The sequence below is a fragment of the Kribbella sp. NPDC020701 genome (genome assembly GCF_055562215.1).
On record NZ_JBVHFT010000003.1, the window covers coordinates 180,382 to 194,729 of the forward strand.

23 protein-coding genes are annotated in these 14,348 nt (G+C 68.6%); 6 read left to right on the plus strand and 17 right to left on the minus strand.

What is annotated here, in order from left to right; genetic code table 11:
• Nucleotides 1-378: a nuclear transport factor 2 family protein gene (locus ACZ3HV_RS07930; RefSeq protein ID WP_465682017.1), complete on the plus strand. Its 378-nt coding sequence runs from the start codon at nucleotides 1-3 to the stop codon at nucleotides 376-378.
• A 48-nt stretch (nucleotides 379-426) separates the two neighbouring features.
• On the opposite strand, the gene ACZ3HV_RS07935 is transcribed toward ACZ3HV_RS07930, so the two are convergent.
• Nucleotides 427-1,263, minus strand: coding sequence for an alpha/beta fold hydrolase (locus ACZ3HV_RS07935; protein ID WP_465682019.1), 837 nt, complete (start codon nucleotides 1,261-1,263; stop codon nucleotides 427-429).
• Nucleotides 1,264-1,332: 69 nt separating this feature from the next.
• On the opposite strand from ACZ3HV_RS07935, the gene ACZ3HV_RS07940 reads away from it, so the two are divergent.
• The 3 genes from ACZ3HV_RS07940 (at nucleotide 1,333) to ACZ3HV_RS07950 (ending at nucleotide 3,778) form a co-directional block, all read left to right on the plus strand.
• Nucleotides 1,333-1,485 carry a hypothetical protein gene (locus ACZ3HV_RS07940; RefSeq protein WP_465682021.1) on the plus strand — a complete coding sequence of 51 codons (153 nt, stop codon included), beginning with the start codon at nucleotides 1,333-1,335 and terminating at the stop codon, nucleotides 1,483-1,485.
• Nucleotides 1,486-1,610: 125 nt separating this feature from the next.
• On the plus strand, nucleotides 1,611-2,621 hold the full coding sequence (locus ACZ3HV_RS07945; protein WP_465682031.1) for a helix-turn-helix domain-containing protein: 1,011 nt from the start codon (nucleotides 1,611-1,613) through the stop codon (nucleotides 2,619-2,621).
• Between the two features lie 206 nt (nucleotides 2,622-2,827).
• On the plus strand, nucleotides 2,828-3,778 hold the full coding sequence (locus ACZ3HV_RS07950) for a CHRD domain-containing protein (protein WP_465682032.1): 951 nt from the start codon (nucleotides 2,828-2,830) through the stop codon (nucleotides 3,776-3,778).
• 242 nt (nucleotides 3,779-4,020) lie between these two features.
• On the opposite strand, the gene ACZ3HV_RS07955 is transcribed toward ACZ3HV_RS07950, so the two are convergent.
• From ACZ3HV_RS07955 to ACZ3HV_RS08030, 16 genes are all read right to left on the minus strand, one after another.
• The gene (locus tag ACZ3HV_RS07955; RefSeq protein WP_465682034.1) at nucleotides 4,021-5,373 is read right to left on the minus strand and encodes a HAMP domain-containing sensor histidine kinase; all 1,353 of its coding nucleotides are present in this window, start codon (nucleotides 5,371-5,373) and stop codon (nucleotides 4,021-4,023) included.
• A complete protein-coding gene (locus ACZ3HV_RS07960; protein ID WP_465682036.1) occupies nucleotides 5,370-6,041 on the minus strand; it encodes a response regulator transcription factor in 672 nt (223 codons plus the stop codon). The genes ACZ3HV_RS07955 and ACZ3HV_RS07960 overlap by 4 nt, the downstream gene beginning before the upstream one ends.
• A gap of 57 nt (nucleotides 6,042-6,098) precedes the next feature.
• Nucleotides 6,099-6,761, minus strand: a complete 663-nt coding sequence (locus tag ACZ3HV_RS07965; RefSeq protein WP_465682038.1) for a hypothetical protein — start codon at nucleotides 6,759-6,761, stop codon at nucleotides 6,099-6,101.
• Nucleotides 6,762-7,056: 295 nt separating this feature from the next.
• Nucleotides 7,057-7,611 (minus strand): YcxB family protein, encoded by a 555-nt coding sequence (locus tag ACZ3HV_RS07970; RefSeq protein WP_465682040.1) that lies wholly within the window; start codon nucleotides 7,609-7,611, stop codon nucleotides 7,057-7,059.
• A 404-nt stretch (nucleotides 7,612-8,015) separates the two neighbouring features.
• The gene (locus ACZ3HV_RS07975; RefSeq protein ID WP_465682042.1) at nucleotides 8,016-8,747 is read right to left on the minus strand and encodes a hypothetical protein; all 732 of its coding nucleotides are present in this window, start codon (nucleotides 8,745-8,747) and stop codon (nucleotides 8,016-8,018) included.
• Nucleotides 8,744-8,935, minus strand: coding sequence for a hypothetical protein (locus ACZ3HV_RS07980; RefSeq protein ID WP_465682044.1), 192 nt, complete (start codon nucleotides 8,933-8,935; stop codon nucleotides 8,744-8,746). Before ACZ3HV_RS07980 ends, ACZ3HV_RS07975 begins: the two co-directional genes overlap by 4 nt.
• The gene (locus ACZ3HV_RS07985) at nucleotides 8,925-9,095 is read right to left on the minus strand and encodes a hypothetical protein (protein ID WP_465682045.1); all 171 of its coding nucleotides are present in this window, start codon (nucleotides 9,093-9,095) and stop codon (nucleotides 8,925-8,927) included. Before ACZ3HV_RS07985 ends, ACZ3HV_RS07980 begins: the two co-directional genes overlap by 11 nt.
• Nucleotides 9,088-9,384: a hypothetical protein gene (locus ACZ3HV_RS07990; RefSeq protein WP_465682047.1), complete on the minus strand. Its 297-nt coding sequence runs from the start codon at nucleotides 9,382-9,384 to the stop codon at nucleotides 9,088-9,090. The genes ACZ3HV_RS07985 and ACZ3HV_RS07990 overlap by 8 nt, the downstream gene beginning before the upstream one ends.
• The gene (locus ACZ3HV_RS07995; RefSeq protein ID WP_465682049.1) at nucleotides 9,381-9,848 is read right to left on the minus strand and encodes a hypothetical protein; all 468 of its coding nucleotides are present in this window, start codon (nucleotides 9,846-9,848) and stop codon (nucleotides 9,381-9,383) included. The genes ACZ3HV_RS07990 and ACZ3HV_RS07995 overlap by 4 nt, the downstream gene beginning before the upstream one ends.
• Nucleotides 9,845-10,054, minus strand: coding sequence for a hypothetical protein (locus ACZ3HV_RS08000; protein WP_465682051.1), 210 nt, complete (start codon nucleotides 10,052-10,054; stop codon nucleotides 9,845-9,847). Before ACZ3HV_RS08000 ends, ACZ3HV_RS07995 begins: the two co-directional genes overlap by 4 nt.
• Nucleotides 10,055-10,165: 111 nt before the next feature.
• Nucleotides 10,166-10,429 carry a hypothetical protein gene (locus ACZ3HV_RS08005; RefSeq protein ID WP_465682053.1) on the minus strand — a complete coding sequence of 88 codons (264 nt, stop codon included), beginning with the start codon at nucleotides 10,427-10,429 and terminating at the stop codon, nucleotides 10,166-10,168.
• Nucleotides 10,426-10,866, minus strand: a complete 441-nt coding sequence (locus tag ACZ3HV_RS08010) for a hypothetical protein (protein ID WP_465682055.1) — start codon at nucleotides 10,864-10,866, stop codon at nucleotides 10,426-10,428. The genes ACZ3HV_RS08005 and ACZ3HV_RS08010 overlap by 4 nt, the downstream gene beginning before the upstream one ends.
• Before the next feature lie 153 nt (nucleotides 10,867-11,019).
• A complete protein-coding gene (locus tag ACZ3HV_RS08015; protein ID WP_465682057.1) occupies nucleotides 11,020-11,256 on the minus strand; it encodes a hypothetical protein in 237 nt (78 codons plus the stop codon).
• A gap of 157 nt (nucleotides 11,257-11,413) precedes the next feature.
• Nucleotides 11,414-11,650 (minus strand): hypothetical protein, encoded by a 237-nt coding sequence (locus ACZ3HV_RS08020; protein ID WP_465682059.1) that lies wholly within the window; start codon nucleotides 11,648-11,650, stop codon nucleotides 11,414-11,416.
• Nucleotides 11,651-11,828: 178 nt separating this feature from the next.
• Complete coding sequence (locus ACZ3HV_RS08025; RefSeq protein WP_465682061.1) at nucleotides 11,829-12,215, minus strand: hypothetical protein; 387 nt, start codon at nucleotides 12,213-12,215, stop codon at nucleotides 11,829-11,831.
• A gap of 229 nt (nucleotides 12,216-12,444) precedes the next feature.
• On the minus strand, nucleotides 12,445-12,723 hold the full coding sequence (locus tag ACZ3HV_RS08030) for a hypothetical protein (RefSeq protein ID WP_465682062.1): 279 nt from the start codon (nucleotides 12,721-12,723) through the stop codon (nucleotides 12,445-12,447).
• 220 nt (nucleotides 12,724-12,943) lie between these two features.
• Here ACZ3HV_RS08030 and ACZ3HV_RS08035 point away from each other — a divergent pair, with 220 nt between their 5' ends.
• Both ACZ3HV_RS08035 and ACZ3HV_RS08040 read left to right on the plus strand, forming a co-directional pair.
• Nucleotides 12,944-13,117, plus strand: a complete 174-nt coding sequence (locus ACZ3HV_RS08035) for a hypothetical protein (RefSeq protein ID WP_465682064.1) — start codon at nucleotides 12,944-12,946, stop codon at nucleotides 13,115-13,117.
• The gene (locus ACZ3HV_RS08040; RefSeq protein WP_465682066.1) at nucleotides 13,117-14,343 is read left to right on the plus strand and encodes a tyrosine-type recombinase/integrase; all 1,227 of its coding nucleotides are present in this window, start codon (nucleotides 13,117-13,119) and stop codon (nucleotides 14,341-14,343) included. The genes ACZ3HV_RS08035 and ACZ3HV_RS08040 overlap by 1 nt, the downstream gene beginning before the upstream one ends.
• Nucleotides 14,344-14,348 lie beyond the last annotated feature (5 nt).

Genomic DNA, 14,348 nt, shown 5'->3' on the forward strand with positions numbered 1-14,348 from the left:
ATGTTGCTCGCATCAAAAGGCGGGCACGCCGCCTTCGCCAAGGGTGACTTCGAAACTCTCAATGGTCTGTTCGCCGAGGATCTGCTCTGGCACGAGCCCGGGCACAATCAGCTTTCCGGCGACCACCGCGGGCGAGACGCGGTGTACGCGCATTTCGGCAAGCTCGCGGAGGTGCTGCAGGGAACGTTCGAGATGGACCTTCAGGCGGTCTTTGCCGACGACGAGCAAGGCGTCGCGTTGGTGGTTTCCACCGCCGGCCACGGCGACCGGACCGTGAGCAGCTACGGCGCGCAGATATTCCGCCTGCGAGACGGCAAGGTCGTCGAGTTCTGGGGCGCCCCTACCGATCCATACTCTTTCGACGAGCTCATCGGCTAGCTGCGTCCTGGGGATGGACTCGGGTCCGAGGGCGCCCTCCGTCCCCGGTCAGCTGGTGGCGCGGGCGGCGTCGACGATCACGCCGGTGACCGCGTCCGGGTCGGAGATCATCGACAGGTGCGGCGCGTCGACCTTGGTGATGTGCGCGCCGGCGCGGTGCGCCATGATTTGCTGCTCCGCCGGTGGCAGCACGTTGTCCGCCGTACCGATGAGGTCCCAGGACGGGATGGTCTTCCACGCCGGAACACCGGCGAGGGTCTCTTCGAGCGTGCTGGCGGTCAGTGGCCGCTGGGTGGCGGCTAGGACGGCGGCCTGCTTGGCCGGGATGCCACCCGCGAACAGGCCCGCGAACTGATCTGGCTTGATGTAGACGTCGGCGTTGATGACGTTTCCGCCGGCGTCGTGGATCGGCACCGCGGTGATCGAGCTGTTCGGGTCCAGGTCGGAGCCGGGCTGTGCGGCGGCGAGCGCGCCGACGCTGTCGCCTTGGTCGGGGATGAAGGCGTCGACGTAGACGAGGGCCTTGACGTTGGGGTTGCCGGTGGCAGCGCTGGTGGTCACCATGCCGCCGTAGGAGTGCCCGACGAGCACGACTGGGCCAGGGATGGTGGCCAGCAGATCACGCAGGTACTGGGCGTCGGTTGCGAGGCCGCGCAGCGGGTTTGCCTCGACATCGACGGTGTATCCGGCGCTTTGCAGCTTTGATGTGACGGCAGACCAGCTCGAGCCGTCGGCCCACGCGCCGTGCACGAGCACGATGGTCGGTTTGACTGACTGGTCCTGGTGCAGGGTTTGCGCGCTGCTGCCGGTGGCGGTGCTGATGCCGAGCACGCCGGCGGTGAGAGCCGCGGCGGCCGCGAGGAGTGATTTCTTCGGTGTACGCATGGCTTGTCCTTTGCGGTTTCGTTATCCGCTCGGCGGTCTCCCCGTTCCTGAAGGACGCGGCGAGCGGGGATGAGGACACCCTTCGTGGTGCCGGATCAGACGCTAGGGCCGTACGCGGCCCCTGGCGCCGATGCGCGCGTCATCCTGCACAACGTGCAGATGGCCATGCACGAATGGTCCACGGCCGACGCTTACTCGGCACGGCATGCACTCCCCCACTGACTGACATCCGAGAGCGCGCAGGGCCGGTAGCATCATCTGTGCGAGCCGGCGCCGACAGCGCCTGTCACGCCCGCGGCACGCTGAGCCTGCGTCCAGCGGGCAGGGCGACTACCGAGGACCAAGCCGTGATCCAGATTGTCGACTCGAGCACGATTCCGGCCGGCACGCGGGCCGAGTCCATGCGAGCGGTGGCCGCCAGGATCATTCCGGTCGAGCTCGACTTCCCCGAGGCGGGCCCTGTCGTGCGAGGCATGCTCGCCGACCTTGGTGCGCTGCGGATCTCCTCCATCCATTCCAACGCCACAAGAGTCGAGCGGACCCCGCGCCATGCCCGCGATGATCTGGCACCCAGCCTGATGCTGGGTCTGCAGGTCAGTGGAGCCAGCCTCGTCGTTCAAGACGGCCGCGAAGCTGTTGTGCGCCCAGGTGACCTGGTGGTGTACAGCTCGACGTCCCAGTACACACTGGTCGACTCCGAGGGTTACCGACAGCACCAGTTCCGCATGCCGTTGGAGAAGCTGGCCCTGCCGTGGGATGTCGTGCGGCAGGTGACGGCAACGCGATTGAGTCCTGGACATCCGGTCGCAGACTTGGCCGCGGTCTACTTCCGGCACCTCGCGGGCCGGCCGAGCGCGTTCGCCGACGCCGGGGGCGACGCGGTAAGCCAGCCCTCTTTGGAACTCATCCGGGCAGTGATCAGCACGCACCTTGACGTCACCTCAACGACGGCCAGGGAATCATTGCGGGCCACGTTGCAGATGCGGATCTTGGAGTACGTGCGTGCGCACCTGGGCGATCCGACCCTCAGCGCCGCTCACATCGCGGCCGAACACCACATCTCCGTCCGTCACCTGTACAACGTCCTCGCCGCCGGCGGCATCTCCCTCGGCGAGTGGATCCGCAGCCGCCGCCTGGAGGCGTGCCGAGACGAGCTCGGTCGTGGCCTGTCTCAGCACGTCACCATCGCCTCCGTGGCCCGACGCTGGGGATTTCGCGATGCATCCAGCTTCGGGCGTCTGTTCCGCGCCGAATATGGGCTCTCACCAAGGGAGTGGCGCGAGACGGCGGCGAGGGCGCGCTCGACGTCCATGGCGCGCAACGACACGTCACCTGCCAGTACGTGCCCCTCTGGCTGAACGCAGCGTCCGGCCGGCAACGGCCGCTCGCGGCGACGAGCCGCCACGATAGGTCGCGCGCGACACGTATGCGGCATTGATTCGGTTCAGCCGGCCGCCGGTGAGCTTTGTCGCACCTTCCGGTTGGGCGCCGGCCCGCTGGTCGACGTACTACCTGATGCGGGCCGGGCACAAGCGTCGGCCGCAGATCCGGAAGGACAATCACCATGTCTCACCGCACCAGACGCCGCCTGGCCCGCGGCATCGGCGCCGCCCTCGTCGCGTCCGCCGCTTCCGCCACCCTTGCCGTCGGCTCGGCGGGAGCGAGCACCCAGGTGACACCGCCGGCGGGAATCACCGTGCCGGGTGACCCGACCGCAGCACCCGCCGTCCTCGTGGCGAGCCTGGAGGGCCGCAACGAGGTCGCGGGCGGCGATCCGGACGGGCAGGCGCTGGAACTCATCGGCATCCATGGCAACACGCTCAGTTATTCGGTGTCTTGGCGCGGCATCAGCGCCCCGACCGAGGCAGCCATCCACGCCGCCGGTCGAGGAGCGGACGGGCCCGTCGTCGTACCGCTGTTCACCACGCGGAGCGGAACGGGTAGCTCCGCCTCCGGCAGCGTCACCGTCACCGACCCGACCGTGCTCGACGCGTTGCGCTCAGACCCGAGCGGCTTCTACACCGACCTGCGCAACAATGACTTCCCGAACGGCGCCGTACGTGCCCAGCTGCACCTGCTCAGTCACGCGGTCAGCACGACCGGAGTTGCCGCAGTGCAGGAGTCGGTGGTCTTCGGCAGCCAGATCTACGCCTGCACCGTGCAGTTCGACGGCTCGTTCGCCTTCACCCAGAACAACGTCGAGGCGCGCCTCACCGGCGGCATCCACCACACCTTCGTTCAGCCGGCCGCCGGCCCGCCGCAGTGGCAGGCTGCCGACGGTAGCGCTGTCACCGGCAAGGTCGTCACCAAGAACGCCAACGGCGCGGGCAACATCGCCGAACTGGACCTCGACGCCACCCAGATCGGCGACTCCTCCGGGCTGCTGTCGAACGCCGTCGAGGTGCTGCGCCTCAACACAGTCGGCGGCGTCGCCCCGACCGGCCCCTGCGACCCGCAGGCCACGCCGATCGTCAACGTCCCATACCAGGCCGACTACGTGTTCATCAACGGCTAGCCACTTCGATCTGAAGAAGTCGTCACGGGGCGGCATCTGACCCCTGGCACTTGCTGATCGACAAGATGGCCTCGACCCCTTCGGCAGAAGGGATCGAGGCCCGCCCATGCCGGGCGGCGAAACCACACCACTGCGCCCCGGACACGCGACCTCCGGCAGCTTCGCCGAATTGAGCACTATTACTGGCTCTTCGGAGTTGAGCCTGCGCAACTGCATCGCCACGCTCTCCTGAGAGCACGAAGTCACATTGGCCCGGCGACTTCGCTGCACACCGGCAGTTTCAGGCGCAGCAGCGCGCCGCTAGGACACGGCACGACTTCGGCCGTGCCGCCATGAGCCTCGGCGACCTGTCGGACGATGGCCAGGCCCAGTCCTGATCCGGGATGCGCGCGGGCAGCAGGTGAGCGGTAGAAGCGGTCGAAGACGAATTCGAGGTCGCTGTCGGGGATCCCTGGGCCGGCATCCGCGACGTCGAGAGTGCCCTCCTGGACGCGGATCAGGACCCGGCCCCCGGACGGGCTCCATTTCACTGCGTTGTCGACCAGGTTCGCAACGGCGCGTTCCAGGGCGTCGGGGTCTCCGTGGACCAGGGTGGGCGCGCAGGTCAAGTCGAAGCCGATCTGTGCTGCCCGACGTGTCGCGCGGGCTGCGACGCGCTCGGCGACGAGGTCGAGGCGGACGTCTTCAGTGTGGAAAGCGGGTTGGCCGTAGCGGGCCAGATCGACCAGGTCGTTGATCAGTGTCTTGAGTTCGCCGGCCTGGTCGAGCGCTTCTGCGGCGAGGTGCGGGGCCTGGGTGTCGGTCAGGTCTTCCGCCAGAAGTTCGAGGTTCACGGTCAGGCTCGTCAGTGGGGTGCGCAGTTCGTGCGACGCGTCGGCCACCAAGCGGCGCTGAGCGCCGACGGACTCGTCCAGGGCGGCGGTCATCCCGGCGAACGCGGAGCCGAGCCGGCCGATCTCGTCCTGGCTGTCGGCGGGGATCGGGATGGCCAGGTCGCCGGTCGTGCGGATCAGTTCGACGGTCTCGGTGAGCCGACGTACGGGTCGCAGGACGCGGCGTGCGGCCAGGCGTGAGGCAAGTGCCGCCAGGAGTCCGGCGGCCACCGTCGATGCGGCGAGCAGCCAGGCGAGTTGGCGCAGGGTGGGTGCGGGATCGGATTGCGGAATCGCGGTGCGCACGAGCGTACCGGGAGCTCCTGGGAACGGGGCGGTGTAGATGCGGTAGGCGACGCCGTCGTACACGGCGTTACGGAAATAGGCAGCGGCGGTTCCGTTCGCGACGGCGACATCGCGATCGGTGAGGTCGACGAACTGCGCCGACGGCCCGGCACGGACCGGGTCCGGGACGATTTGCAGCTGGGTGCTCCCGATCCCCAGCGGAACAGCTGGGAAGACCCCCTCGTTGGACGTCCCCCTGAACTTCTCCTTGATGGCCTTCGCCACGTCCGGTGCCTGGCCGGCCGCCGTCACCAGAGAGCTGTCGATCTGGCCGCGGAGGCTGGATTCCACGGCCGGATACAGGACCACCGACACGAGAACCAGCGCGCCCGCGGCTATGGACCCTCCGGCGATGGCGAGCCGGGTACGCAGGTTCATGGCTCCTCGCGCAGGACATAGCCCAGGCCGCGCACCGTCTGGATCAGTCTGCTGCCGCCGTCGGCTTCGAGCTTGCTTCGCAGGTAGCTGATGTAGACCCAGAGCGCGTTCGACTCCGGGCCGAAGTCGTAGCCCCAGACGGACTCGAAGATCTGGGTCCGGCTCAGAACCCGGCGGGGGTTGCGCAGGAACAGCTCCAGCAGAGACAGCTCTGTCTTGGTCAGCTCCAGGCGCCGGCCGGCGCGTTCGGCCCGCCGGCCGCTCAAGTCCAGGTCGACGTCGTTGAAGTGCAGCACCTCGGCTCTTGCGCCGCTGCGCCGCAGCAGGGCTCGCAGCCGGGCCCGCAACTCCTCCAGGGCGAAGGGCTTGGCCAGGTAGTCGTCGGCCCCCGCGTCGAGCCCGGCGACCCGGTCGGTGACCAGGTCCCGGGCCGTGAGCATCAGGATCGGCGTGTCGTACCCGCCCGAACGCAGCGTCCGGCAGACCTCGAGCCCATTCGGTTCGGGCATGAGGACGTCGAGCACCACTGCGTCCGGGCGGAACACGCCATGCTCCGCGAGGGCGGACGCCCCATCAGCCGCGGATGCCACGTCGTACCCGTCGCGGCCCAACGCATGCTCCAAGGACCGCCGCACGGCCGGGTCGTCGTCCACGACAAGTATCCGCATGGTCGTCCATCCTCGCCGTCGATCATGAAGTTCTGATGAGGTGACGTTCGGCAGCTGTCAGCGGTTGGCCAGTGACTGCTTCAGATCCCCCAACGCGGTCTTCAACCGATCGGCGCTGACCCCGAGCGAGTGGGCGATGTCGCGGAAGGCCTTGGACGTCGGAACGATTCCGCCGGGAGCCGATACCAGAGTGACCAGGGCGGCCTTGGCCTTGGCTTGGCTGACGCCGAGCGCCGCGGCCAACCGTGCCGCTGCGGCGTTGCTCGCGAACGGCGACGTCCGCGGGTCGTCCGCCCCCTTCTTGTCCTTGTCCTCTTGCTTGGACTTGTGGCCCTGCTTGCCGTCGCCGGCACGAGCGCGCCCCGGCGCGAGGAACAACGGTTCCACAGCGGCCTTGACCCGCGAGACCGGCAGCCCCAGGTTCGCTGCGACCGCCTTGACGAATGCCTCCGGCGTGACGTTGGTCGAGCCGGCCAGCGACCGCTTGGCCGCGACCAGCGCTGCGTTGAGCCGGGCGGTCGTCACGCCGAGCTTCGCCGCGATCTTGGCGAGGTCGACATCCTTGGCCGGCTTGGACTTCCCGTCCGCCTTCACCGCCGCACCGGATTTCGCGGCGCCGGGCTTCGGATCCGAACCGGACGTCGCCGCTGACGCCGTACCGGTGGTGGCCAGCGCGGCGAGCGTTACCGCGGCCGCGACCAGCCGATTGCGTTTCATCATCGTGATTCCTTTCGTCCACTGAACGCGCCGGAGGAGATCCGGCGCCGTGGCGACAACACAAACAACGCGGCCTCAGGTGAGCTTTCAGCCACCTTTAGAGCTTCCTTAGAAGGGGTTCGCGCCGCGACAGCACGTCGACTTGCGGACGTTCGAAGTGCAGAGTGGTCGCAGGGGAGGTCGAGGATGAGCGGGCTGGTGTCCTTTGTCGAAGGAATGCCCAAGGCCGAGTTGCATCTGCATCTGGAAGGCACGCTGGACGCGCTCGACGAGTACGCCGCGAACGCCGTCTGATCGTTTAAGCGGTGCGGCAGTGGGTTTCGAGCAGCGCCCGCAATGGCGCGGGATCGCCGGTAGCCAGGCCGCGCTTCGGCAGCACGAGTATCGCGGCACCAAGTCGCTCAGACGCGCGCAGAACGAAGGACCGGTCGGTCTCGACGTACCGCAGGTAGTTTGACCAGGCGGCTGTTTCGCTCCGGCTTGCGCTGGTGAGACGTAACCCGGAGTCATCCACGGTGGCTCGGATGGGCTCGGTCAGCCAGGGATTCCCGCGCATGATCAGGCGTACCGGCCAGCGATACATCCAGCGGGCGGCGATGAGGAGCCGGAACAGCAGCAGGCCGATCCCGATGGCGACGAGCGCCGAAATGCCGAGGGCCGCGACGTCACCGGCCGACAAGTTCCTGAAGTCGGCAGAAAGGACGAGGCCGACGACCGCGGCGACAATCACCAGCGGGATCAGCCACGGACGCCGAAGGTGGCGCCGGTGGGCAATGAAGCCGTCGAGCCAGTCGTCCCGGGTGAGGGTGTAGCTGAGCTCGACCGGGCCGACGGTGACCTGCTCGGATGACATGAGAGGGCAGTGTACTTCCGCCGGCCGGACACAACGAAGCAGCCCCTGACTTGCGTTTCCGCAGGTCAGGGGCTGATTTTGGTACTGGTGGCGGGTGCAGGGTTCGAACCTGCGTAGGCATACGCCGACAGATTTACAGTCAGCCGCCCGGTGTCCGGCAACGTTGCGCATGGTTGCGAAAGCCGTTGTTTTACAGGGGAAGCGGTACCTCAGCCGAAACCGTGTGTCCGGCAACGTACGGCATAGTTTCGGATCGTTGCCTGGCGCGGCCCTGGCGAAATCCAGGGTCCAGATCGGGGCGGCCCCGGCGCAGGTCGTCACCTTCAGGCAACCGCCCGGGGCCTGGCGGCGAACCCTTTTCCAGGGGGTCCACCACGACACCACCATCTCACCGGCACGCCACATCACGGCCAGATCGGGCGGCCCAGCGGGTCGTCATCCCGCCAGGGGTTCAGCTGCTGGTCCGGCTGCCATGGTCGCGGCGGCATCGGCACCACGTTGCCCGGCGCTGCATCGTCGGCGGCGTCGGGCGCGGGCGGCTGATCGCCGGAATCTCCAGTGTCGTTGGCGTCCTGCGGCGGCGCTGTAGCCGTTTCCGCGGCCGGGACAGCCTCGGGTACGTCCGGACGTTCCGGCGGCGCAGACGGGCGTACAGGCGGCCCGGGCCGCTCGCTGTACTCGTCCGGATCGTCCCTCAGCTTGGCAATCTCCTCGGCCAGCCCAGCAAGCTCGGCGTCCACCTCCTCCGGGGACATGGCCTCGATCCGCTCCAGCGCCAGGCTGCCGGACAACTCGACCTTCGTCGGGACGGTATGGCGGCCCCACTCAGCCAGGATCAGCCCCGCGGCCCGAATCCGATTCCCCTGCGTCGTCGCCCGGTCCCGCAGCATGGCCTTCAGCACCAGCACCGCGATCGGTGCCGAGTCTGCAAGCTCCTCCACCACCGACTTCACGTGGACCTGGCGCTCAGCCTCGACCAATGCCCTGAACGCCGGGTCCGCCATCCGGCGTTTCACCGTGCGCTCACCGACCCCGGCCTTGGCCCCGGCCTCGCGGCGGCTCAATCCGGCGGCCAGGTACCGGGCAAGGGCCAGGTTCTGGCCCCCTTTGGCCCCTGTTGGCCCGTCTGCGGTCATTTGTGGCCTCCAGTCGCAATCTCGTCCCGCCGGTTCAGCAGCGCCACGTACCGGGCCACCAGGCGTTCCAGCCGCAGCACCTCCAGCGCGGCATCGGCCCGGGAATCGGCGTCGGCCGACTCGTCCTCGATGATCAGCAGCAGCGCCCGCACGTGCCGCTCGACCTGCCTGAACACGTTAGCTGGCACGGCGGAGCCCCCTCCCTGGCTGGTGATCGTGGGCGTGACCGGCCCGGGTGATGCCCAGCCGGAACTGCCAGCGGATCTGCTCCGCCGGGGTCAGCCGGTCGTAGCAGGCACAGCAGACCTTGTACGGCGGCGTGCACGCGCACCTCGGCTGGTCAGTCATCGGGCACCACCAGGTCGCTGTCCAGGAACCCACCCCAGTGCAGCAGGAACCGCACGTGTTCGGCCGTCTCGGGCGGTACGACCTTCAGCACATCGCCCAGGGTGCTGTGCTCCAGCATCGGGCCGGGCCACCACGAGGACAGGGCGACCAGTACACCGGCCAGCGCACGGGCCTGCCGCAGCGTCAGGTCGGTGATCGTGGCGCACGGCCTGATGAACCCGGCTGCCTCCAGGTCGGTGATCGCCTCCGCGGCCAGCTGCTGCGCCAGCTGCTGTTCCTCGGGCGTCATGCCGGGCCACCGTCTGACGCGGGCGTCACCGGCAGGTCCTGGCAGGACCGGATCTTGCGGTCGCGCCAGTCGTCACCGTCCACAACGGCGGTCCGCCCACAGCGTTCGCACTCAACCCGCCACCGGTCGCCGTGCCAGTAGTCGGCCAGCATCTCGACCACGTGCATCGTGTGCATCCAGCCATCGGCGTCCCGGCTGCCCATTCCGTTGCCCATCAGGTCGAACCCGCCGATCCACCTGTCCCGCAGCTGCTCCTCCCTCTCCCACCGCCGCAGCTTCTGGACCTCCCACTCCAGTTCGTCCAGGTCGGCCGACGGTGGCCGATTGCCAGCGGCGACCTTCTGGCGCAGGCGGTCCATGACCTGCTCGCGCGTCCAGCCTTCTGGCACTGGGTGGCCGTCCAGCGCGAACCGCTCGCGTTCCTCATCGGTCAGCGCCTCGGTCATCTGGTCCCCGGTGCTCATCGCGCACCACCCTTGCTGCGCAGGGCGTCCCGGCTGGACGCGGTCTCGTCCCTGCCGTCGCGGCGGCGCCGGAACACCGTCTCGGTGACGCGGTTCCCGGCATCCTGCCGGGCCGGGGGTAGGCCCGCAGTGTTCACGTTGCCCGGCGCCACACTCGTGGTGCCCTTGCTGGCGGCCCGCGTCTTGGCGTCGTCCAGGTTGCTCATGATTCGTTCCCTTCTCTGGTGTTTGGTGTCCGCCGCCCTGGCGATTCCCTGGCATAGCAGGGGAAACCGCAGGTCAGCGGGTCGGCAGGCGATGCCCAATCCGATGCCCGGTCAGGTCCGGCGGCCCCGCGGGAGCGTGATGCGGTCGCGCACACCTGCGAACCCCTCCGCGTAGTCGATCAGCCGGTCGGCGGCCCGCAGGTTGCCCTGGTCCATCGCGATCCGTGCGGCAGCCAGGAAGGCGGCGGTCTGCCCGTCCGCCACCACCCAGCGCACGGCCGGTTCGCGTGCGGCGGCGCGCACATCGCCGCGGTGCCGCTCGATCGCTACCTGCGCGGCGGCGTACGGGTCACGTGCGGTGCTGGTGCTGCTCATCGGTTCCTCCTCGTTTCGTTGGTGTCCCAGTACGCCCGGTACGCCGCGCGGACGGCGTCCAGGTCCAGCCCACCATCTGCGGCCCCAGATCCCTGTGTGGGCAGGGATTCCGCTGCGGCTGTCACGACCGATGACACATCCGTGGTCACTACCGTCCCGAAGTACCGTCCGCGGGCCTGCATCTCGGCCGCCGCCCTGGCCTGCTGGCCGGGACCGATCGGCGGCTGGCCGCTCCACTCCCGGCGGATGTTCTCCTGCTCGATCGCCAGCTGCCGCAGTTCGGCTGCCCGCCTGGGGTCCCGGGCCGCGCGGGCCTGCCGGATGTAGGACCTGGCGAGTTGCCCGGCCAGCGTGACCATCTCGGCGCGTGCCTCGGCCACGGTCATCGGCCTGCCCGTCATCGGATGCGGCAGGTTCGCGTACCTGCGCTCAGCCATCGTTCCCCCTCCGTTCGTCGTCGGCGCAGCGGTCACACAGGCCGTTCTGGGCCGTCGCGGGCCGGGTGACGCACTCCCGGCACATCCGCAGCCGGTAGCCGCCTACGGGCCGGATTCTGGGCCAGGGCGGTGGTGTTCTGCGGTGGCGGCCGGTCATGTCAGCCGCCAGTCGTTCGCCAGCCGGTGCGCAACGGCCACGATGTAGGGGTTGTGGCAGGCCGACGCCAGCAGGTCCTTGTGCACGTAGCCGGTGCCATCAGCGATCAGCAGACCGATCACGTACAACAGCCGGGCCTCGTCCGATACCATCCGCCGGAGCTTCTTCCGGATGCTGCGCGGCATCACGAGGGTTGCTGCCCGTTCATCGATCGCCTCCCGGCTCCAGGTCATCCGGCCGCCCTCCGTTCGCAGTCGGGGCAGGACCAGTGCCCGCCGTGCAGGCGTGGCGAGTGGCTGCGGTCGGGGCACGCCTCGCGCCTGTCCTGGTGCCGCCAGCAGCGCATGTCCGGCCGGATTCGCTGTAGGCGCAGGCAATCCGCGCAGCTGGTCATGACCGGCCCCAGGTGCGCCAGTGGTCAAGCGCGGCGCTGGCCTCGGCCGTGAACTCGGGCGTCTCCTCGAACAGGAACGCACCGGACGAGGGATCGAACCTGGCGTGTCTGGCCATGACGCGCATCACGACCTTGGTCTCCGCGTCCAGGTCGCTGGCCTCCACACCGGCCAGCCACTCCTCGATCGACTCGGCGTGCTGGTGGTTGTGGTGCTGCCGGTGCCTGCGCATCATCTGGGACCCTCCGTTCGTGGGGGTGCGGACCGAAACCGTGGCTGGGGTGGACAGAACAGATCAGAGATAGGGCGTTTCACGCCTGGGGGTTCACAATTTTTGGCAACCCAGTTCACGATTTTTGTGAACTTTCCCCGTCGTGTGTTCACGATTTTTGTGAACTGCTGAGCGTGGACTGTCATGGTTTCGCCCGCCTCCGCCGGTGCGCCCGGATGCCGTGGAACTTGCACGCGGTACCACCCCTGCCGCCGTTCTTGGCCGCTCGTTTGGGCGGCACCACCAGGCATCTACAGGTGGACTCCGGTGCGATGAACCCACGGGCCTTGGCCTTGCGGATCGCGTTCGACACCTGCTGTTCGGACGGGATCCGTACCTCACCGGTCCTGCGGTTGACCGTGTACAGGTGCAGCGCCAGATCACCGGAGGCGAACTCGGCATGACCGATCAGGTTGCACCAGCCGATGGCCGTCCACAGAACGCGGTGGTGCAACGGCATCTCGGGGTCCTCTGCCAGCTTCCGGGCCTCGTCCTGGTTGAACGCCACCCACTCCTCGAACGGGATCACGCCATCACCCGGCCGATCCGGCGAGTACGCTGGCTGGCGTAGTACAAACACCGAGCAGTCCGATCGTTGTCGGCCCTGCCCTGGTCATCGCTGTATCTCGCTGCGAACGCACGGCCGACCCCTCCGGACGGTCGTGTGTTTGCGTTGTGGTGGGTCATCTCCCGCTCGATTCGGGCGCCAGGCGTGGCGCGTGCGTCCTCCGATACCCGCTGCCTGATGTGGCGTCGGATTACCGATCGCCTGCCGTGTCGCTGACCTGCGGGTTTGCGCCGTTCGCCAGGGGATCGCCAGGGATGGTGACGCCCAGCGCGTTCGCCAGGGCTGCACGGGTGACCCGTAGGCGCGCGCCGACCTTGACCACGGGCACCGGGAACGTGCCGTGCCTGGCGGCCCGGTAGGACCCGTCCTTACCGAGTCCCCAGTACCGGCCAGCGGCTGGGATGGACAGGGTTGCCGGTTCGTTCGTCAGGTCCTCGGGCCTCGGGACCACCACGTTCGCGTCACGCATCGCGCATCTCCAACTATGTGCAACGGGTGGCGGCCGAGGCCAACTGTACGCTGCTGGGGCGGCTGGGTGGTAGCCACCGTTTCCGTAATCCCCTGATATACAACGGGTTTCCCCCACCTGATGGGATTGATTGCCTATAGCAACCGCACCAGCTTGGCCTGAAAAGTGCACTTACACGTGTACCCACACTCAGTGATACGCTGTGGGTACACGAGGACCTATGACGACGGAGGCCACGATGCCGAAGACGCCCACCCGCAACATCCGCATTCCGGATGACGAATGGCAGGCAGCCCAGCGGGCCGCAGCCGCGCGCGGCGAGACGGTGACCGATGTGATCCGGCGCGCTCTCCGCCGGTACGCGACCCAGCACGACCCAGGGAAGGACGAGTAATGGCCAAGACGACGGGTGTCCGGCGGCGCTGCACCAAGACCTGCACGCCACGGTGCAGGCGGCACAAGTTCGAGTTTCAGGTGGAGCTACCGGCAGGGCCGGACGGCAAGCGCCGCCAGCTGACCCAGGGCGGGTTCCCCACAGCCGAGGCGGCGGCCGAGGCCAGGGCGGAGGTCATTCGCGCGCACCGGACCGGAACCCTGCCCAGCGACGACCGGCGGCGCAACGAAACCGTTGCCGAGTACCTGACCAGGTGGCTTGAGGTGAAGGTTGACAGCGGCTCACTGCGGCCGGGTACGGCCCGCAGCTACCGGGGTCACATCACCCGGCACCTGACCCCACGCCTCGGGCAGGTGAAGCTGCGGGACCTGCGGCGGGACCACATCGAGCGCATGTTCACGGCCATCCGGAAGGACACCGCGAACGACCCGCGGCCGGTCGGCCCGTCCACGGAGCGGCGCATCCTGGCCACCCTGTCCAGCGCCATCCGGGATGCGGTGAGGGCCGGGGAATTGCCCACCGACCACACCCGGTTCGTCCGGCTGCGGAAGGTGGACCGGCCACGGGTGAAGCCGTGGACCCCTGACCAGTACTGGGCGTTCGTCACCAGGCTGGAGGCGGCGCCGAGCGACAGCACCGCCGGTCGGCTGCTCCCGATCATCCAGGTAACGGCAGGTACCGGACTGCGGCTCGGTGAGGTCCTCGGGCTGCGGTGGTCGGACGTGGACCTGACCGGCGGCTACCTGGTCGTCCACCAGGCGGCACACCAGATCGGCCGCGTGGTGGCCTACGGCCCGCCGAAAACGGCCAGCGGCGAGGACCGGGAGGTCCCGCTCACCGGGTGGGTTCCAGACGTGCTGCGCGCCTGGCGGCGGCAGCAGGTGAGCGAGCGGCTGGCGTTCGGCCCGGACTACACCGACAGCGGTCTGGTGTTCACGCTGGAGGACGGCAACGGGCTGCAACCGCACTCGGTCAGCAAGGCGTACCACCGGCTCGTGACCGGCACCCGGGTCCCGTTCGCGCCGCTGCCGGTCACCCGGTTCCACGACCTGCGGCACCTGACCGCGACCATGCTGCTGCAGGCCGGTGTGCCGCTGGTGGTCGTCAGCAAGCTGATCGGCCACAGCTGCATCGGCATCACCGCCGACACCTACGGTCACGTCCGCGTAGACGACGGCGTGCGGGACGCGGTCGGCGCCGCAATGGCCGCGTTCGGGCGCGGCTGACCCCA